Genomic DNA, 18,891 nt, shown 5'->3' with positions numbered 1-18,891 from the left:
TTCCGACGCGGTTCACCGCGGAAACGGCTGGAGGACGAACCGGGAAACAGGCACGTGGACGTACGGCAGGCACGTGTGGCTGCTCAGCGGGACATGGCCGGGACGTACGGGCGCCGGCGCGCCAGGCGGCCGTTGACCTGGATTCCGTTGATCTCGCCGGTGTCCGGGTCACGCTGGAATCGCCCACCGGGCAGACGCTGGCCCGAGGAGTGCTCCATCAGCGAGAAGGTCAGGCCGTCCGCACTGGCCAGGACCATGAAGTCCGACCCATCCACGGCGAGGGAGAAGCACCCGTCCGAGCCGGTCACGACGAACTCGGAGTCGCCGTTGGCGTACACCCCGACGCAGTCCGGTGGCGCCACGGCGGGCGGTGCGGCGGCGGCGGGCGAGCCGTCGCCGGGGATCGGGATCCCGGCGTCGGCGAGCTGGGCGCCGAGCTCCCGCCAGAGGCCGATCCCCGAGCTGGTGTTGGTGGTGAGGGCGACGATCCACCCGTCGACCGGATCGACGCGCAGGTAGCAGGAGGTGCCGTCCGCGTTGCCGTCATGGCCGATCCACTCGGTGGCCTCGTCCCGGAACACGGCGAACCCGAGGCCCCACCCGTCGGCAAGCCCGAAGGGGTTCGCTGCGGGGACGGGCCGTCGCATCTGTACGGCAAGGCCGGGCGGGAGCAGCCCCGGCACACCCGGGGGCACATGGGTCCGCCCGAGAGCCACGAGGTCCATGGCACTCATGGCCAGTGCCCCGGCCGGAGCCTCCGGCGGCGCGAGGGACTGCTGGACGGGCTGCGTCCTGCCGAGGGCGAGATTGACCGAGTGACCGGTGGCGATCGGACGGCCGGACGGCCGGCCCGCGACCGGGCAGATGAAGGACGGCGCGATCCCCAGGGGCCGGAGCAAGATCGACGCCATGGCCTCTGTCCAGCTCATGCCGGTGATCACCTCGACCAGCCGACCGGCGATGACATAGCCCATGTTCGAGTAGGAGAAGCCGGCGCCCGGCGGGAGCACGAGGTTCTGCCGCCCGCAGTGGTCGGTGATATAGCGGCGGGGCGAGCTGGTGGCCACCTCGGTGGAGTCCGGCCCGCAGGCGAACCCGGCGGTGTGGCTGAGCAGGTGCCGGAGGGTGAGCCGGTGGCCCAGCTCGCCCAGCTCGGGCAGATGCCCGCCCAACGGCTCGTCGAGGTCAAGGTCGCCGTCCGCGACGAGGGTCATCGCGAGGGTGGCGGTGAAGGACTTGGTCACCGACCCGATGGGGAAGGCGGTGTCGCGGGTGACCGGGCGGCCGCCGCCATGCTGGATCTCGCCCACCTCGATCGCCACGGTCTCGTCGTCATGCTGGATGACGAGCTGTGCGCCGCAGACCTGGTGGTCCCGGGCCAGGGCGGCGAACTGGGATTTGAGGAAGGTCGGGACGTGGGGCCGGTTCAGGAGTTCGATCACTGGAAACCTCCATGACGCGCCTACGGTGGCTCGCCCGCGGGCACGAGAAAAGACGCATCGGATTGATGAGGACACGGATGCTCCTGGGCCGGGGAGATGGGTCTCACCGCGCTCAGCCGGGCCTCACCCTCGGGTGCCCTTGCGTAACCGCCGATATGTGACTTTTGGGGGCGACTCTCGGGGAATGGACTCTCGCGAAACTCTCGGGATAGCTCTCAGATGACTCTCGGGATATCGATCGGATCGGTCGTCAGCGGTTCTCTTGCGACGGAAAGCCGGCGATCGGCCTTCCGGCACCGCGAGGTGCAATCCAAGACTTACATGGGCATGCCGTCACAACTAGTGACAGTAATCAGCAACATGCGTGAATACGTCAGGGTGTCAAGTGTGTGTTTCTCACACGCCCGTCGCCGTGATCATGCACGGTTTCCCGGGAGTCCCGGGGACGTGGCGGTTCCGTGGGGGTTCCGTCCGGGGTTCCGTGGGGGTTCCCGGGTCGTGATCATGCACCGATTCCGCCACATGCGGTCTGATCAGCGCCGACACCGTTTGCGATCATGCAGCGTCTGTCCATCGGGCGGACCCTCGTCACGCATGATCACGCGGCACGAAGCGCCCGGTAGACGGTACGCAGGGGAACGTGTGCATGATCACGCCGCACGAAGCGCCAGGTAGGACGGCGCGTGCGGGAACAGCTGCATGATCACGCGTCTAGGAGGGGGTGGTGGCCGGTCCGGAATCCGCCTCGGCCTGGCTCATCCGCCGCAGCAGGTCCAGCCGATCGAGGCCGCCCAGGACCTGGTCGGCGGGCAGTCCGAAGTCGATGAGACAGGCGACCTCGTCCACGCCGATCTCCTGGAGCCGGCGCACTCGGCTCAGGCACGTGTCCAGGCCGCCCAGCAGTCCGCCGCCATCGACATAGCGGTCGAAGGCCTTGGCCACGACGATGTCCACGGCCCGCTCGTGGTCCTTCTCCCGCGAGAGCGGATGCGCGGCGTCCACCTGCGACCTGGCCAGATCGAGCGAGCTGCGCAGGTAGGCCGACAGCGGCGCCCGGACCTGCTCTCTCACCGCCGCGTCATCGTCTCCGACGAAGGCGTGCACCATGGCGACCACGTGACCGGCCCTCCCCCGCGCACCCGACCGCCCCTGGCCCTCGGCCTGCTCGGCAGCCTGCCGATAGACCGCTATCTTGGCGGCGAGCTGGTCCATGTCCTGACCGAGCAGGTGGGTTAGCAGGCCGAAGCCGGCCTCCCCGGCGGCGCGGAAGGTCTCCGGATCGCCGCCGCTGGTGATCCAGACCGGCAACTCGGGCTGAACGGGACGGGGGTAGACGCGTACCCGGGTCTTGTCGCCAACGCCGTCGACGACATCGAGATGTTCGCCGCGCCACAGCGCCCGCACGGTCTGAATCTGATCGAGGAGGGCGGCCTTGCGGTCGGGGTAAGCCTCCGGAGCGAAACAGAAGTCGGCCACGTTCCAGCCCGAGGCGAACGACACGCCGGCCCGGCCCCGGGAGAGGTTGTCGACGACGGCCCACTCCTCGGCGATGCGGAGCGGATGGTGCAGGGGTGCCACCACGCTGCCCGCCCTGATGTGCACGCGCTCGGTGACTGTGGCGAGCGCGGCGCCGACGACGGACGGATTGGGATAGAGGCCGCCGAAGGAGTGGAAGTGCCGTTCGGGGGTCCAGACCGCGCGGAATCCGTGCTGGTCGGCGAAGCGGGCGCCTTCGAGCAGCAGTGCGTAACGATCCCCGGCCGGCTCCGCTTCGCTGTCGTCGGCGAAGTAGAAGAGGCTGAAGTCCATCCGGCCACCTGTCCGTATGCGTTTCGGGCGCGACCCCCGGCAGCTCCCGGTGCGTCATCAGCGAGTATCGGCTCCTCCCGCGTGCGCCACGGAGGACGGAACGGGCGCTCATCGGGCATACCCGATCCACCCTGCCCGAAAGCAGGTCGCGCGAGCGTGAGCGGTCGTGGATCGTGGAAACGCCGCCTGCCCGGGCACGCGCCTAACACCGCAGGCGCCTAAAAACCGGAGAAACGGGTGAAGATGCACGACGTGGACACCGCCGGCCACAGCGATCCCGAGGCGTTGGTACGCCGGAGACTGGCCGAGCGAATCGGCGACGAGGTGGCGTACGGCATCGGAGTCGACGAGCCCTTCCTCGCCGTCGGCGTGGACTCCCTGGACCTGATGCACGTCGTCGCCCAGCTCGAACAGGACGCGGACGTGAAACAGGTCGCCGAGGCCGAGCTGTGGGCCGTGGCCAGCTCCATCGCCTCCCTCGTCGCGTACATAAGCCTCGAGAGCGACGGCGGCGGCGACGGGGCTTCGGTCGGCGCCGGTGAAGACGCCCAGCCGGTACGCCCGGGACCGGGGGGACACGCATGACACGGTCCGCCGACGCGGACGGGCGTGTGCTGCTGGGCCATGCGGCGTTCTTCGACCGGCTGCGGCGCTGGGCCGTCGAACGTCCCACCGCCGACGCGGTCATCGCGGCGGACGGCACGGCCCTGCCGTACGGCCGACTGGTCGCGGCGGTCGCGGCGACCAGCGCGCACCTGCGCGACAACGGGGCGCGGCCCGGCGAGCCGGTCGCCATCCCGACCGGAAACAGTGTCGCGTCGATCGTCACCATCCTGGCCGCCGCCGCACTGGGCGCCGTCCCGCTGCTGTTCGACGCCGGAGCCACCGAGCAGGAGCGGAGCCAGCTCATGCGGCTGGCCGAGGCGCGGACGTGCGTCCCGCCGGTCGTCGCCCGCGAACCGGCGGCGTGGCCCGAGCCGCCCGCCCACGTGCAGGAGCTCGCTCTGGTCACCTCCGGCACGAACGGCCTGCCGAAGGTGGTGGGGAAACACTGGGCCGCCGTGGTGGACAACTCGGTCCGTTTCGCCGAGGTGGCGGGTTACGGGGACGCCGACCGGATCCTCTGCACCACACCGCTCCATCACGCCTTCGCCTTCGGAGTGGTCCTGGTTCCGGCGCTCTTCACAGGCGCCACGATCGTGCTCGCACCGCATCCGCCCCTGCCGTCCGCGCTGGTGCCGCTGCTCGCGGAGACCCGCGCCACCGTCGTGCAGTCCGTGCCGTTCCTGTACGGCGCGGCACTCGAAACCATGCCGTCACACGGGCTGCCGGACCTGCGGCTGTGCGTGTCCGCCGGCGAACCGCTGCGGCCGGCCGTACGCTCCGCGTGGCTGGAGGCGACGGGCGCGAGGCTGCGCGACCAGTACGGAGCCACCGAACTGGGGCAGATCGGCTTCGCCGCTCCTGACGGTCCGGATGACGCCTGCCGGTTGGTGCCCGGCGTCCAGGCCCGGACGAGGCTCGACGGCGAGTGGTCGGCGGGCGAGGGCGAGCTGTTCGTCCGGGTGCCGGGACGGCCGAGCCGTTACCTCGGCCAGGACGAGCTCACGCAGCGGTCCTACGTCGACGGATGGTTCCGGACCGGCGACTGGGGCACGGTGGACGGCTCCGGCCGGATCGTCGTCACCGGGCGGGTCAACCGGCGCGTCGTCGTGGGAGGCCGCAAGGTCGATCCCGCCGAGGTGGAGAACGCGGTGCGGTCGATGCCGGGCGTCCGGGACTGCGTCGCCGTCGTCGGGGAGGACGCCGGATATGTCGCGTTCGTCGTGGCCGAGCCAGACGTGACGGAGCTCGGCCTGCGCCGGCATCTGGCCGCCCTGCTGTCGTCATACAAGATCCCCAGGCGTCTTCACCTCGTCCCGGCGCTGCCGAGGACGACGACGGGAAAGATCCGCATGGCTCCGTTGTGGCAGGGCCTGACGGACGGAAGCGCCACCTGACCGCTGCCCGCCGCCCAGAGCCTTCAGCATGACGGGGGCAACGGGCCCTTCATCGTGACTGGTGCGCCGGGTCCTTGAGCGTGACCGGCTCGCCGGCGAGGAGGGGCCGCAGCGGCGCCCGGGCCTTGAGGAGCATCTCCTCATACTCGGCGACCGGGTCGGAGTCGAGCACGATGGCGCCCCCGGCCCCCACGGTGAGGTGGCCGTCGCCGCTCACCGCCGTGCGGATCACGATGTTCAGATCGCATGCGCCGCTGAGCGCGAAATAGCCCAGCGTCCCCGAGTAGACGCCGCGGGCGGCTCCTTCGAGCCTGTCGATGATCTCCATGGTCCGGACCTTCGGCGCGCCCGTCATCGAACCGCCCGGGAAGCAGTGCCGGGTGGCGGTCAGCGCGTCGACGTCGCCGCGCAGCCGTCCCCGCACGGTGGACACGAGCTGGTGCATGGTCGTGTACGACTCCACCGCCATGAAGCGGGGCACCTCCACCGTCCCGACCTCGCAGACCTGGCCCAGGTCGTTGCGGAGCAGGTCCACGATCATCATGTTCTCGGCGCGTGTCTTCGGGTCCTTGGCCAGGTCGTCGCGGATGACCCGGTCGAAATCCGGATCGGGATGCCTGGGCGCCGTTCCCTTGATCGGTTTCGACTCCACCACCCGGTCGCGGGTGACCCGCAGGAAGCGCTCCGGCGAGGAACACGCCACCCGGTGCCCGTCCCACTGCAGGAAGGCGGCGTACGGCGCGGCGTTCAGCAGGCGCTGCCGCGAATAGAACGCGAACAGATCCCCCGTGTACGGCAGGCGGACCGAGTTCGTCAGGCAGATCTCGTAGCTCTCACCCTCACGCAGCAGGCGCCGGCATTCGGCGATGTCGGCCAGATAGTCCTCGCGCGGCCGGGTCAGCCACTGCTCGACATCCGTCAGAAGCTCCTCTGACGCGGCGGGCGGCCCGATTGTGGCATCGGCCGGCGTGTCCGGGCCGGGCAGGCCGGCGGCGACTCGGTCGGCCCACCGGTCGGCCACCGCGACGTCCTCGGGATCGGGGCCGGCCAGCGCCACCACGTAGGTCCGGCCCTCCAGGTGGTCGACCGCGACGAAGCGTGTGGCGGAGATCCACACGGCGTCCGGCAGAGCGGAGCGGTGCGCTGCCGCACCGGTCGACTCCGCCTTCATCTCATAGCCCAGGTAACCGACATATCCGCCATCGAGATCGAACGGCAGGCCGGCGTCGTCGGCGAGCGCACGCTCACGCAGGCGCGCGGCGAGAACGTCGTAGATCGAGCCGGGGAGCTGCGAGGTCGTCCCGTCGGCGCGTACCGAGTGGACCCGGCGGCTGCCGACCCGATAGCGCAGCGTTTCGCCATGGGGGCCGCCCCCGTCGCCGACGAAGGAGAACCTGGACAGGCCACGCTCGACCCGGCTGCTGTCCAGCCAGAAGGCCGACGGGCTGCCTGAGAACCACCGGCGGAAGAGCCATTCGGGATCCACCTCGGAGTCCACGGTCCGCACTCGGAGCCGCCACCCGCCGTCCCGCTGGCGGGAATCCGGGGAGGGTGTCGCGGCCGCCTCCTGTGGTGGTGCGGCGAGGACGGCCCGGCTCCGGCGTGCCAGCCCGGCGAAGTTCTCGACCAGTCGCGCGCCGTGCTGGGTGCCGACCGATTCGGGGTGGAACTGCACCCCCCACCACGGCCGGGTGCGGTGCCGCAGCGCCATGACCACGCCGTCCTCGGTCCACGCGGTGGTCGCGAGGTCGGGCACGCCCTCCGGTTTCACGCACAGCGAGTGGTAGCGCACCGCCGCGAAATCCTGCGGGAGCCCGGCGAACAGGTCCGTCCCATCGTGCCGGATCCGATCCACGTACCCATGGCGCGGCTGCGGAGCGGGCCCGACCCACGCGCCAGACAGCCAGCCGATGGCCTGGTGCCCGAGGCAGACACCCAGCACGGGCAGAGTGGTCGTGCGTAACAGGTCGACGGTCAGTCCCAGGTCCTGCGGCGCCTGGGGCCTGCCCGGGCCGGGCGACACCACGATCGCGTCGTAGTCCGCCGGGTCGACGGCCCGCAACTCGGCGGAGTCGTTCCGCACCACGGTGGGCAACCGTCCGTAAACCCGGGCCATGAGCTGGGCCAGGTTGTACGTGTACGAGTCGTAGTTGTCGATGAGGAGCACTCGCACGACGCCTCCAGGCTCGGTCTGCACACGGGCACGGACGGGCCGACGCGACGGTCGGCCGGGATGATGGCGTCGCCCCCAATGGATCCGTGAAGGGATCGGCGTGACGCCGCCCGAGGAACGATCTCGCCTCGGCGCGGCGCTGTCGCCGAGTCTACGGCTCTCCCGCACGGCGGCTATCGCGATAGGTAGGGGGCGGTTCGACTATGCCTTTCGGGCGCACTTCGGCGCTTGGCCGCCGAGCCGGCGCGCCTGAATACTCCTTGCGTCGGGCAGTGACGATTACCGAATGGAGCGTGTAATGGCGCGGAGTCCCCGGTGGGGTCTGTCCGGCCCGCCGCAGGAGACGCATCGTCACTGGGCCGAAGAGCAGGAGGTCATCGGCCCCGGCTTACAGGCGGTCATGCTCTGGTCTCGGTTCGTCGTGGCGGAAGCCCACGGCGCGGTCCTGTCCGACCTCGACGGCAACGAGGTGCTGGACCTGCAGGGCGCCGGTGGGGTCAACTCCATCGGGCACGCCGAACCGACCATCGTCGCCGCGATGACCGCCCAGTTGCGGACCTGGACCGCGGGCGCCTTCGGATCTCAGGCCCGCCTCGACATGACCCGGGTGCTGCGCGACTTCCTGCCGGACGGCCTGGACCGGATCCAGCTCTACAGCGGCGGCGCCGAGGCGGTCGAGGCCGCGCTGCGCCTGGCGAAATCCGTCACCGGCAAGTACGAGGTGCTGTCGTTCTGGGGCGGCTTCCACGGCAAGACCCTGGGCAGCCTGGCCATGACCGCCGGAGCGCGGAAGGACCTGGGGCCGCTGCCGGGCGGGTTCATGAGCGCGCCGTACGCCAACTGCTACCGGTGTCCGTTCAAGCTCCGCTATCCCGGTTGCGGTTTCGCCTGCGTGGACCACGCGAGAGAGGTCGTCAAGCAGCAGTCCACCGGGGCGCTCGCCGCGATCGTCGTCGAACCGGTGCAGGGCCGGTCGGGCAACGTCGTGCCGCCGCCCGGATACCTGACCGCTCTGGCCTCGGTGGCCGACGAGTTCGACGCGCTGCTCATCGTGGACGAGATGATGACGGGCTTCGGCCGCACCGGCGCGCCGTTCGCGTTTCAGCATGAGGGGGTCGAGCCGGACATCGTCACGGTCGGCAAGGGAATGGGCGCGGGCTACCCGGTGACCGGGGTCATCGCCTCCGCCGAGACCATGGACTCGGCCCCCTTCAGCGACCCCAGTGCCAGCTCCTCCAGCTTCGGCGCCTTCCCGATGGCCTGCCGAGCCGTCGAGACGACGGTCTCGGTGATCGAGCGCGACGGCCTCGTGGAGCGGGCCGAACGGCTTGGCAAGGACATGCTCGCCGCGCTCGCGCCGCTGGCCGAGGAGGCCCCCCTGGTGGGTGACGTGCGCGGCGCCGGCCTCGCGATCGGGATCGAGCTCGTCGAGGACAAGGAGAGCCGGCGACCGGTCTCCACGGCGGTGGTCCGGCAGGCGTTCATGGCGCTGCTGGAAGCCGGCGTGCTGGTGATGACCGGCGGCAACGCGCTGCGCCTGTATCCACCGCTGAACATCGACGAGACCCAGGCCCACGAGGCCGTCGACATCATCCGGCGGACCCTCGCCGGGCTGCCCGGCCCAGCGGCCGGTGCGGAGCAGACCGCCGGCGGCCGGTTGTGAGAGTCGCCATCGTCGGGTTCGGAGTGGCCGGAGCGGCCCGCCTGTCCGCCTACCGGCAGGTGCCGCAGGCCGAGGTGGTGGCCGTCGTCGACCCGTCGGCCGGGCGTCGTGCCCAGGCCTCCGCGCTGGACCCGCGGTTGCGTACGCTGCCCACCCTCGCCGACGCACTCGACGGCGACGCATCGGGTTCACTTGGCGCGGTCGATGTGGTGGACATCTGCGCACCGCCGGCCTTCCACGCGCCCCTCGCGGAACAGGCGATGTCGGCCGGCTGCCACGTGCTGTGCGAGAAGCCGGTGGGCCTGGACGTCCGCGAGACCGAGCGAATGGTGGACCGCTCACGCCGCACCGGACGGCTGCTCTATCCCATTTACAACTACGTCTACTCGCCGATGATGAAGGTGCTCACCCAGGCCGCCGACAGCTGGCTCGACCGGCCGCTCAAGGCTCGCTTCGAGATCAGGCGCACCACCCACGCCGTCGGGACGCCCGGCTGGCAGCCCGACTGGCGGCGCGACCCCGGCGTGGCCGGCGGCGGCATCCTGCTCGACCACGGCACCCACTGCGTCTACATGGCCACCCGGCTTCTCGGCGGCCGGCCGGAGCAGGTGGCCTGCACCACCGTGCCAGGCCCGGCCGACGACGACGGCCGGAGCGTCGAGGAGTCCGTCTCCGCCCGGCTCGACTTCGCCGGCGGCACCTGTGAGATCGAGCTGAGCTGGGCCTGCGACGAGCGGCGCAACCGCTACTCGGTCGTCGGCGGCAACGGTTCCGTGCTCATCGACGACGACACCTTCGTCGTGGAGACCGCCGCCGGCGCCGAGAGGGGGACCTTGCGCTCGCCCACGGCCAGCGGCACGCACGAGGAGTGGTTCCCGGAGCTCTTCACCGACTTCGTCCGGCACGTGGAACAGCCCGACCGGTGGCCGGAGCCCCTTGATCAGATTCTGTCGACCGCCCAGATCATCGAGGCCGCCTACACTTCGGCGGCCGACGCGGGCCGGCCGCTGAGGATGCGGTGACCGCCACGCCGGTACGGCTCAGCACGGTGGTCATGCACCATCCGGCTCGGGCCGCGCTGCTCGGCGACCTACTGTCGTCCTGTGCCCGCCTGGCCCCGCGTGTGGTGATCGACCCGAGGCCCGGCGATTTCCCCAGTCCGCTGCGCACGGCCAAGGCCGCGTGGGCGGCCGTGGGCGAGGACGCCACCCACCACCTGGTGCTACAGGATGATGTACGGCTGGCCGACGAGTTCGCCGCGCAACTGCTCGATGTGCTGGCTCGACGCCCGGACCGGGCACTGACGCTCTACACCAGTTGGCACACAGGGCAGAACTCCTATCTGGTCCGGCTGGCGACCGTCCTTGGAGCGCCCCTGGCTCCGCTCTCGGCCCGCGAGTGGACGCCCACGCTCGGACTGGTGCTGCCGGCGGCACAGGCCCGTCAACTCGCCGCGTTCCTCGCCGAGTTCCCCGATGAGGTCCGCGACGACGACTGGCTGGTGCTGACCTTCCTGCGGCGCTTCGGCCGTCCGGTGCTCGCCACGGTCCCGCATCTGGTCGACCACACCGAGAGCGGAACGCTGGCCGGGCACCCGGGCCGGTTCCACGCGACGCTGTTCCAAGGCGACCGGCCGGTGCCGTGGAGCCACTGGACGTCGGCGCCCGAACTCGAACTCGCACTGGCGGAACGGGCTTCCCTGCGTGGGCCACGTGCCTTCACGGTCGAGCTGACCGGCTCACGGTGCCTGCTGCGGCTGCTCAGCCCCCAACGGGGCGAGCCCGTTGAGCACACCTTCGGCTGGTACTGGCACGACTGGTGTCATCTGGTCGGCGCCGACCCCGACCGGATCGCCGACGGCTTCGACCGGCACCGCCGTACGGCCCACGACCCGCCGGCGGCCGGGGTATGGCCGGCGCTAGAGGTGTGGGCGGCGGGCTACCTGCTCGGCGCCGACGCGGCCGCCGTAGCCCGTGGGCTGCCGGAGTACGACCCGTCCAATTCGAGCACGGGCACCACGAGCACGAGCACCACGAACACGGGCCACACGAACACAGGCGGCGCGAGCACGGGCGGCGCGAGCACGGGCGGCACGAGCACGGGCGGCACGAGCACGGGCGAGGCGAGCCGGACCGGCTTTGTCCGCCGGGCCCTGGCGACCTGGATCCGGAGCGGCATGCGCGAGAGCGACCTGACCGGGCTGGGCGACGCCGGCCTGCGGGCGCTGACCGAGGTCGGCGTCGCGGCGGTGGCGGCCGGAGCCCGCGACCCACTGGAGCGGGTCGAATGAGCCACGCGAACGCCACGAAGAGCACGACCACAGAGAGCACGCCCACAGAGAGCACGCCCACGAAGAGCACCACGCCGGACACCCCTCGGAGCGGCCCTCCGGGCGGCGGCGGGGAGCCGGTCGCGGAATCGTTAAGGGCCGCCCATGCGGTGGGCGTCACGCGGCGCATGGTGGAGTTGCTCGCGTGGAGGGAGGCGTCGGCGGCGTTCCTGCCGACGCCACCGGTGCCCGCGCCGACGACGTTCGGTGGCCCCGACCCGGGCGTCGCGGTCCGGCTGCTCGCCTGTCCCTGGTGTTCCGACTTGGACATGGACGCCGTCCCGCCGGCCGGCGCCCTCCGGCTGGTCCCGGCCCGGGAAGCCGATCCGGCGCTCCCCGTGCTCACACTGCTCAGCTGCGAGTCACTGGAGCCCCGCGCGCTGCTGCCGATCGTGCTGGCGGCGCGCGCCTGCGCGGGGCCGGTCACCGCCACGTTCACGACCCGGGCCGCCTGGCGCGCCGCACGGCTCGACCACGGCCGCGCCCTCGACGAGGGCGATCTCAGCGAAGAGCTCAATAAAGATCCCAGCGAGCTCGCGCGGCTGCTGTGGCGCCTCAACGCGGCCGAGAGCTGGCTCAATCCCCTGCTGAAGTCGGCCACACCGGACGATCCGCCGCGGGCGTTCGTGCGACTCCTCATGATGGCCGGCGAGCCGCTGGCCGTACCGGCGGCGACCCGGCCGCGCCTCGACCTGGACGACGGAGGAACGCGGGCGCCCGCTCGCGAGACGCTCCGGCCGCGGTTCCTCGGCCCGCACGCCACCGGACCGGCGTTGGACCAGCTCGACGCGGACTACCGTTCGACCCGCGACCGGGTTTCGGCCGCGTTGCTGGACGGAAGTCCTGTAGGGACGTCGCACCGTGCATAAACGCATATGAGGGCACAGCAAGGCGCGCTTGTGGGCGTCGCGCGATAGGGCCTGCCCGACGCCGGCGAACCGGCGCGCTCAGCCGTGCGCGCGAGGCGACTCCAGCCCGGGCGCGTCACGCAACGATTCGACGAGCGTGACGATCCGGTCAACTGTGAGGAAGTTCTCGAGCATCAGCACGTCGTCCGGCACCGTGATGCCGAATCGTTCCTCCAGGGCCATCAGCAGCACCACCGACTGGAACGAGGTGATGCCCCGCTCGCTGAGGTCCTGCGAACCGTCGTCGCCCGGCTCGATCTGGAGAGACTCCCGGAGCAAAGCGATGACCCCTTCCCTGACACCGTCGCCCACGGTTCGCTCCCTTCCGACTTCTTTCAATGGCTGCCACGCTAAGCGGCCCGCTTCCAGGGGATCAAGGCGATCCCGGATAGCCCTTCGGGCATAGCCGGGCGGTCGAATCATCGACCGGTCGCGTGGATCTTTGGCCGGTTCGGGCGGACTCGCCATGCTGCCTGTGGTGGGTGCAGACCATTAAGCGCAGACCATATGGAACAGGCCTTATCGAACAGGCTCATGGAACGACGCCGAGCGTACGGACGACCGACGAGGAGTGGCCCATGCTGACCTCCGCCGCCCATGGTGGGTCATGACCGTCCTGCATGCCGTCGCCGGCTACCTCCCGCCCGGCCGGAAGTCCATCGAGGAGATCGCCGAACGGATGGAGCTGCCTCCGGAAAAGGTCAAGATGTTCCGGCGGTTCTACGGCTTCCGCGAGGTGTGTTACGTGCCCGACGGCACTCTGGTCGAGCTGCTGCTCGCCGCCGCGTCGGCGCTCGACGTGCTGCCCGGCGTGCGACATCGGGTGCGTTACCTCATCTACGCCCGCGGCGTGGCGGAGGTCGCGCCGTACCCGATGAATCCCCTCCAGCGGGTCCGCGAGCTGCTGGGCCTGGAGCACGCCCAGGCGTTCGCCCTGGCCGCGCACGGCTGCGCCACCGGGCTGCAGGCGGTCGACGCCGCCGGCAAGCTCCTCGCCTCGGATGACGACCCGGACGCTCTCGCGCTCATCCTCGCGGGCGAAAAGATCTTCAGCCACCGGATGCAGGTGATCAGCGACATCACGTTCATGGGCGAGGGGGCGGCGGCGGTCCTCGTCGGCCGGAGCGGCGAGCGTGACCGGATGGTGTCGTACGCCAGCCAGACCTATGGGCGATTCGCCTCATTCTGGAAAAGCACTCCCGGTTCGTTCAGCAATTACAAGGAGGCGTATCCGGCGGCGCTGACCGAGGTCATCACCACGGCCGCGGAGCGCGCCGGGCTGACCCTCGACGACGTGGCCCTCATCCTGCCGCACGGGGTGAACACCATGTCGTGGCACCGGTTGTGCGTGCAGATCGGATATCCCGTCAAACGGGTCGTCCTCGACAACATCGCCGTCGCCGGGCACAGCTCCTGCGCCGATCCGTTCATCAATTACCGCACGGCGATCGACGATGGCAGGATTCGTCCGGGTGACTTCTACATGATGGTGGCCGCCGGATTGAGCGGGACGTTCTCGGCGATGGTTTTCCGTCACTGAACGCACCGAACTCCGCGATGCATTTCCGTCGCTGAACGCACCGAATGGAGAAACCGCCGTGCACGTAACTCCGCCGCCGGAGGGCTCGCCGGCCGAGCCGCCCGGAGCCCCGGGCACCCTGCCGTTACGCCTCGGCTCCTGCCGGCACGTCCTGTTGCCGCCGGGAGAGTGGGAGGCGTCGGAGGACGACCGGCGGACCGTCACACGCCACTACGAGGAGATGCTGGCTCTCTACGGCGTGAGCCTCCCGTTCACCGAACTGGCCGGCGATCACCGCAACACCTACGCCGACCTCGGGGCCGCCGTCATCCAGCCGGACACCGATGGCGCCGACATGCTCATGCTCGCCTACTCGACGCCGGACTACGACGCCCGCCGATCGGCCACCTCCGAGCTGGTCGGGCTGCTGGGCGACAGGCCCCTGCCGTACCTGGTCTCCGATGAGGGCACCGTCGCGCCGTTCACCGCGCTGAGGCTCGCCGGCGCGCACGCGCGGTGGGACGCGACCGAGCGCGTCCTTCTGTTGATCATGGATCAGGCCGGAACGCGTCCGGTGGGTCCCGTGCCGCCGTCGGCCGTCGTCGATCAGGACTCCGTGGTGGCGCTGACGCTGGTCAGGTCGGCGGACCCGGCGGGTATGCGGGTGCGCCAAGCCACCGGAATCGTGGAGGCGCACGTGCCGGCCGCTCTCGCCGAGGCCGTCAAGGAACTGGTTCCCAGCGCCGCGCCGTACTCACTTGTCCTCGGCGCGGGACTGGCCGGGCTGCCGGACCCCGCCGAAGCCGGAGAGGTGCTCCGCGCCCGCCCCGGGCTGGGCTGCACCGGCGCGTGGGCGACGCTGGCCGAGCACGCGACCCGGCTGCTCGACGGTGGGCGCCCGGTGGTGCTCGCGGAGTACGACCCCGAGTACGAGTTCCTCGCCCTGGCCGTCCTGGCTGGCTCATGATGGTGGCCGAGACCACGGAGAGCCTCCCGCCGGCAGCCCCCATCTCCCGCCAGATCCTCCGGCAGGCGGGCCCGATGACGATCGGCGAGCTGGCCGGCGTCGTCGCCCCGATCATCATGGTGTCGATGCTCGGGCGGGCCGTCGGAGACCACGCCCTGATCGTCCGCTCGCTCTACTGGCCGCTGGAACTCGTCTACATCGCGATCCAGTTCGCGTACGGCACCAGCAGCCAGGTCGGCGCGGCGATCAGCTTCGGCGCCGGCCGCAAGAACGAGGTCGGGACGCAGGCCGTGGGCCTGGCCGTGCTGTGGGCGGCGATGGCGACGATCATGGCGGTGGCGCTGTGGGTCGCCGCGCCGTACCTGGCGGACGTGCTGAACGTCGGGCCCGGAGCGCGCGAGGACTTCATGGCGCTGGTGCGCTGGTCCGGGATCTGCCATCCGGCGCTGGCGATACCGGTCCTCACCGCGGCGAGCCTGCGCGGCGCGGGCCATCCGAAGGCGGGCACGGCGGTGAGCACGACCGGTGCGGTGCTGGAGCTTGGCATCGTGGCGGTGTTCGGTGTAGGCGGCGGCCTGGGCGCCAACGCCATTCCCGTCGCGTTCGCGCTCGGCGGCGCGATCAGCGGCGCGCTCGGCCTGTTCCTGATGCGCCGCGCCGGTATGTGGCCCGGCGCCGATCTCGAACTCCGCAAGCACGTGCGCCAGGCCCTCCGCCGGCTCACCTCGGTGGGCCTGCCGGTCGGCCTGTCGTACGGCATCCTCTCGGTCAGCAACTTCGTGCTGATGGCCATGCTGGGGCCGCTCGGGCCGATCGTGCAGGCGGGGTATGCGAACGCGCTGACCCTGCAGACGTTCGTCACGGTGCCCGGCGTCGTGCTCGGCTCGGCGACGGCGATCATGATGAACCGGCAGCGGGGAGCCGGCCGGGAATCCGAGCTGGGCAACACGTTCCTGTCCGGCCTCCGGATCTGCGCGATGGTGTACCTGCCGCTGGTCGCCGCCATGTGGCTGGGCCGCGACTGGCTCGCCGCGCTGAGCACGACCGATCCCGGCATCCAGGCGGAGACCGCCCGGTTCCTCGCCATCGTCGGGCCCACTTATGTCTTCCTGGGGCTCTCGCTGGTGACCCTGACCGCCATCGAGCAGACCGGCATGGGCGTCCTGGCCACCGCGCTCAACCTCATCTACTTCACCACCATCACCGCCCTCGGCGGCTGGCTCGCCCGTTCGGAGCACAGCTCGACGGGCCTCTACTGGACCGTGGCGGTGCTCAACTCGATCGCGTTGCTGATCGACATCTACATCGCCCTGCTGATCCGGCACCGTGCCCGGAAGGCTGCCACGCCCACATGACCGTGTCCCCTTTCGCGCCCAGATAGGAGCACGCATGGACTACCCGTCCACCGCGATCCGGCATACCGTCGCCTTCCGCGGCGAACGCACCGCCACCGCGCCCCTGACGTGGGCTCAGGAGCAGGTGTGGAACGACATGCGGTGGATGCTCCCGGACGTCGCGTTCTTCGACATCTCGCTGGGCGTCCCGATGCCCGCCGGCGCCTCCCTCGCCCAGATCACGGCGCAGATCGGCGAGCTGGTTAGCCGCCACGAGTCGCTCCGGACGCTTTTCGCCCCCGACCCGGACGGCCGGCCGGAGCAGCGCGTACTGGCGGCCGGACAGGTCGACGTCGACGTGCTGCCGGACGGCGGCGACGTCCCCGACGCGATGTTCGAGGACTTCCACGCGCGGTGGAGCCGCCAGGGGTTCGACACCGCGCGGGAGATCCCGGTCCGCTTCCTGGTCCGCCACGTCGAAGGCGGCGTGTCCACGGTGGTGGTGTGCACGTCGCATCTGGCGGCGGACCACGCCGCCCAGCGACTGCTGGTCGCGGAGCTGACCGCGCTCGTGGAAGCGGCGATCGCCGGTACGGCGGCGCCCCCTCCACGGCCCGCCCGCCAACCGGTCGACCAGGCGGCGCTGGAGGCGTCGCCTGCGGGTGAGCGGCTCTGCGAGCGGGCGGTGGAACACTGGCGCCGCCACCTCACGGTGGCCCCGCCGAGCATGTTCCCCCACCGCGGCACGAGAGCCGGCCAGACGCCCAGGTTCTGGCGTGGCGAGCGGATCTCCCGTGCCGTGCCGCTGGCGCTGCGTGTCCTGGCGCCTCGCTACCGGAGTGGGCCGTCGAGTGTCCTGCTGGCGGCCGTCGCCGCGCTCCTGGCCGGCTCCACGGGCCTCGACCGCTGCACGCTGCGGCTGATCGTGGACAACCGGGAGATGCCGGAGGCCCGATACGTCGTGAGCACGCCGACGCAGGAGGTCCTCATCACGCTGCCGGTCGACCAGGACTCCTTCGGCTCACTGGTGCGAGCCTCCTGGGCGGCCTCGACCGGCGCCCACCGGTACGGCCGATGCGACCCCAAGCGCATCGACGAGGTCATCGACGAGGTTGCCAAGGCCCGGAGCGTGGAGCTCGACCTCAACTGCTTCTTCAACGACACCTGGTCGGCCTTCCAGCAGGCGGACGGCGCCGCGGATCCGGACGCCGTCCGCGCCGCCGTCACCGACTCCCGGTTCCATTGGGTGGACCGATACGACCGGGACAACGTCGACTTCTTCTTCACCACCTTCGACACGGCCGAGTCCACCGAGCTGATCAGGCTGAGCCTGCTGGTGGACACCCGGACCATCCCGCCGGCCGCCGCCGAGGAGTTCCTCCGCCGGGTGGAGGCGCTTCTGGTGGCTCTCGCCACCGGCGTCATCGCCGATGTCCGGCCGTCGGCCCTGCCCCCCGTCATCGGCCTGTCCGGCACCGACGGCACCACCAACGGCACCACCGACGACGCCAACAACGACACCCTCAACGACACCCCCAACGACACCGCCAACGCGGAAGCGGAGGTCCCGTCATGACCGTCCACCTCGAACTGCCCGGACAGCTCTCGCCGGCGCAGGTGCGGGCCATCGCCGACCGGCTCACTTACAGCGTGGAAGGGATCAGGACGCTCGAGGTTCTCGCCTCACCCGGCACGCCGCCCGCGCTCGCGCTGTCGCACGACGGTCGTCTGGCCGACGAGGAGATCAGCCGGATCGTGGCGGAGCTGACCCGGGAGACGATGGCGGCGCGGGTGAGAGATCCGTTGGTCGTTCGCGAGCGGCGGCCGGATCGGCAGCCGGCTGGACCGCCTCCCCGCGACGGGGCGGCCGCCGCGCGACCGGTGCTCCACCGGGCCTTCGACACGATCTTCCTGAACCTCGCCCATGCCGCCGGGGCCGAGGAACGACGCTGCCCCGCGCTGATCGACCTCCGGGTGATGGAACGCTGCCAGTACGTGAAGCTGTTTCCGCAGAACGCCTACCTGGTGGACGAACTTCCCCACCATCGGCCGCTGCTGGCCGGGCTTCGGGACGGCAGCGCCACCCTGGACGAGGTGCGCAGGCCCAGCCGGTACATGCTCAACCCGGCGCTGTGCTTCCACATCTACGACGAGTTCTCCGGCACCCGCTCCGATGGCGGGCTCACCGTCGTGACCGTCGAAGGCGACTGCTTCCGGCACGAGGCCACCTGGCGGCTGAACGACTTCCGGCTGCCGTCGTTCACGATGCGGGAGATCGTCTTCTTCGGCCCCCCTGACGAGGTCGAGTCGCTGCGCGGCACGCTGCTGGAGCAGGTGTGGCAGCTCTACTGTGAGCTCGGCCTGTACGGGCGGGTCGAGACCGCCACCGACCCGTTCTACTACGTGGAGGACTCCGCCATGCGCCAGCACCAACTGCTGGCCCAGGCGAAGTACGAGCTGGTCGCGTTCCGGCCGGGCGGGGCCGAGTCGGCCATCGCGTCGTTCAACAACGTCCGCGACGCACTGTGCCGGCAGTTCGACATTCAGGCCGCGGACGCGGGCGCCGTCCATTCGGGATGTGTCGCCTTCGGCGTCGACCGCTGGGTGGAGCTGACCCTGGAGGTCTTCGGCGCCGACCGGCGGCGGTGGCCGAAGCCGCTCCTTGAAGTCTGCCCCTGAACCTCCCGACCACATCATCGCCGTGATCATGCGCAGTTTCCCGCGAAGCTCAGAGACGTGGCGTCCCC

Annotated in this window: 15 protein-coding genes; 11 read left to right on the top strand and 4 right to left on the bottom strand. The window is 70.8% G+C overall.

Annotated features, from left to right (window positions below; all coding sequences use genetic code 11):
• Window positions 1–83: 83 nt before the first annotated feature.
• Together N5079_RS34155 and N5079_RS34150 are read right to left on the bottom strand one after the other, a co-directional pair.
• Complete coding sequence (locus N5079_RS34155; RefSeq protein WP_261588359.1) at window positions 84–1,442, bottom strand: serine hydrolase domain-containing protein; 1,359 nt, start codon at window positions 1,440–1,442, stop codon at window positions 84–86.
• Window positions 1,443–2,153: 711 nt separating this feature from the next.
• Window positions 2,154–3,251: a MupA/Atu3671 family FMN-dependent luciferase-like monooxygenase gene (locus N5079_RS34150; protein ID WP_261588358.1), complete on the bottom strand. Its 1,098-nt coding sequence runs from the start codon at window positions 3,249–3,251 to the stop codon at window positions 2,154–2,156.
• A gap of 243 nt (window positions 3,252–3,494) precedes the next feature.
• On the opposite strand from N5079_RS34150, the gene N5079_RS34145 reads away from it, so the two are divergent.
• A complete protein-coding gene (locus N5079_RS34145; RefSeq protein WP_261588362.1) occupies window positions 3,495–3,836 on the top strand; it encodes an acyl carrier protein in 342 nt (113 codons plus the stop codon).
• On the top strand, window positions 3,833–5,251 hold the full coding sequence (locus N5079_RS34140; RefSeq protein WP_261588357.1) for a class I adenylate-forming enzyme family protein: 1,419 nt from the start codon (window positions 3,833–3,835) through the stop codon (window positions 5,249–5,251). Before N5079_RS34145 ends, N5079_RS34140 begins: the two co-directional genes overlap by 4 nt.
• A 49-nt stretch (window positions 5,252–5,300) precedes the next feature.
• Here the strand turns inward: N5079_RS34140 and pabB are convergent, their stop codons facing one another.
• The gene (gene pabB, locus N5079_RS34135) at window positions 5,301–7,424 is read right to left on the bottom strand and encodes an aminodeoxychorismate synthase component I (RefSeq protein WP_261588356.1); all 2,124 of its coding nucleotides are present in this window, start codon (window positions 7,422–7,424) and stop codon (window positions 5,301–5,303) included.
• Window positions 7,425–7,722: 298 nt separating this feature from the next.
• Between pabB and N5079_RS34130 the strand changes: the two genes are divergently transcribed.
• Genes N5079_RS34130 through N5079_RS34115 form a run of 4 tightly spaced genes read left to right on the top strand, consistent with a single transcriptional unit; the run spans window position 7,723 to window position 12,285 of the window.
• On the top strand, window positions 7,723–9,087 hold the full coding sequence (locus tag N5079_RS34130) for an aspartate aminotransferase family protein (RefSeq protein WP_261588355.1): 1,365 nt from the start codon (window positions 7,723–7,725) through the stop codon (window positions 9,085–9,087).
• Window positions 9,084–10,109 (top strand): Gfo/Idh/MocA family protein, encoded by a 1,026-nt coding sequence (locus N5079_RS34125; protein ID WP_261588354.1) that lies wholly within the window; start codon window positions 9,084–9,086, stop codon window positions 10,107–10,109. The genes N5079_RS34130 and N5079_RS34125 overlap by 4 nt, the downstream gene beginning before the upstream one ends.
• The gene (locus N5079_RS34120; RefSeq protein WP_261588353.1) at window positions 10,106–11,377 is read left to right on the top strand and encodes a hypothetical protein; all 1,272 of its coding nucleotides are present in this window, start codon (window positions 10,106–10,108) and stop codon (window positions 11,375–11,377) included. Before N5079_RS34125 ends, N5079_RS34120 begins: the two co-directional genes overlap by 4 nt.
• Window positions 11,374–12,285 (top strand): hypothetical protein, encoded by a 912-nt coding sequence (locus tag N5079_RS34115; RefSeq protein ID WP_261588352.1) that lies wholly within the window; start codon window positions 11,374–11,376, stop codon window positions 12,283–12,285. The genes N5079_RS34120 and N5079_RS34115 overlap by 4 nt, the downstream gene beginning before the upstream one ends.
• A gap of 78 nt (window positions 12,286–12,363) precedes the next feature.
• Here N5079_RS34115 and N5079_RS34110 read toward each other — a convergent pair whose 3' ends face one another.
• Window positions 12,364–12,636 (bottom strand): phosphopantetheine-binding protein, encoded by a 273-nt coding sequence (locus N5079_RS34110; protein WP_261588351.1) that lies wholly within the window; start codon window positions 12,634–12,636, stop codon window positions 12,364–12,366.
• Between the two features lie 295 nt (window positions 12,637–12,931).
• Between N5079_RS34110 and N5079_RS34105 the strand changes: the two genes are divergently transcribed.
• From N5079_RS34105 to N5079_RS34085, 5 genes are read left to right on the top strand one after another with little or no spacing between them, the layout of a single operon-like run.
• Window positions 12,932–13,864 (top strand): 3-oxoacyl-[acyl-carrier-protein] synthase III C-terminal domain-containing protein, encoded by a 933-nt coding sequence (locus tag N5079_RS34105; protein WP_261588350.1) that lies wholly within the window; start codon window positions 12,932–12,934, stop codon window positions 13,862–13,864.
• 58 nt (window positions 13,865–13,922) lie between these two features.
• Window positions 13,923–14,810, top strand: a complete 888-nt coding sequence (locus N5079_RS34100) for a hypothetical protein (protein ID WP_261588349.1) — start codon at window positions 13,923–13,925, stop codon at window positions 14,808–14,810.
• A gap of 2 nt (window positions 14,811–14,812) precedes the next feature.
• On the top strand, window positions 14,813–16,165 hold the full coding sequence (locus tag N5079_RS34095) for an MATE family efflux transporter (RefSeq protein ID WP_261588348.1): 1,353 nt from the start codon (window positions 14,813–14,815) through the stop codon (window positions 16,163–16,165).
• Between the two features lie 34 nt (window positions 16,166–16,199).
• Window positions 16,200–17,720 (top strand): condensation domain-containing protein, encoded by a 1,521-nt coding sequence (locus N5079_RS34090; RefSeq protein WP_261588347.1) that lies wholly within the window; start codon window positions 16,200–16,202, stop codon window positions 17,718–17,720.
• Window positions 17,717–18,823: an aminoacyl--tRNA ligase-related protein gene (locus tag N5079_RS34085; RefSeq protein ID WP_261588346.1), complete on the top strand. Its 1,107-nt coding sequence runs from the start codon at window positions 17,717–17,719 to the stop codon at window positions 18,821–18,823. The genes N5079_RS34090 and N5079_RS34085 overlap by 4 nt, the downstream gene beginning before the upstream one ends.
• Window positions 18,824–18,891 lie beyond the last annotated feature (68 nt).

The sequence above is a fragment of the Planotetraspora sp. A-T 1434 genome (assembly GCF_025420585.1).
Classification (GTDB): Bacteria; Actinomycetota; Actinomycetes; order Streptosporangiales; family Streptosporangiaceae; genus JAOEGB01.
This window is presented reverse-complemented; position numbering and strand designations above follow the sequence as displayed.

Bases quoted from the DNA above. Each gene is read 5' to 3' on its own strand.
- N5079_RS34130 (WP_261588355.1), top strand. From the start codon at position 7,723: ATGGCGCGGAGTCCCCGGTGGGGTCTGTCCGGCCCGCCGCAGGAGACG.
- N5079_RS34090 (WP_261588347.1), top strand. From the start codon at position 16,200: ATGGACTACCCGTCCACCGCGATCCGGCATACCGTCGCCTTCCGCGGC.
- N5079_RS34105 (WP_261588350.1), top strand. From the start codon at position 12,932: ATGACCGTCCTGCATGCCGTCGCCGGCTACCTCCCGCCCGGCCGGAAG.
- N5079_RS34150 (WP_261588358.1), bottom strand. From the start codon at position 3,251: ATGGACTTCAGCCTCTTCTACTTCGCCGACGACAGCGAAGCGGAGCCG.
- N5079_RS34115 (WP_261588352.1), top strand. From the start codon at position 11,374: ATGAGCCACGCGAACGCCACGAAGAGCACGACCACAGAGAGCACGCCC.
- N5079_RS34085 (WP_261588346.1), top strand. From the start codon at position 17,717: ATGACCGTCCACCTCGAACTGCCCGGACAGCTCTCGCCGGCGCAGGTG.
- N5079_RS34140 (WP_261588357.1), top strand. From the start codon at position 3,833: ATGACACGGTCCGCCGACGCGGACGGGCGTGTGCTGCTGGGCCATGCG.
- N5079_RS34145 (WP_261588362.1), top strand. From the start codon at position 3,495: ATGCACGACGTGGACACCGCCGGCCACAGCGATCCCGAGGCGTTGGTA.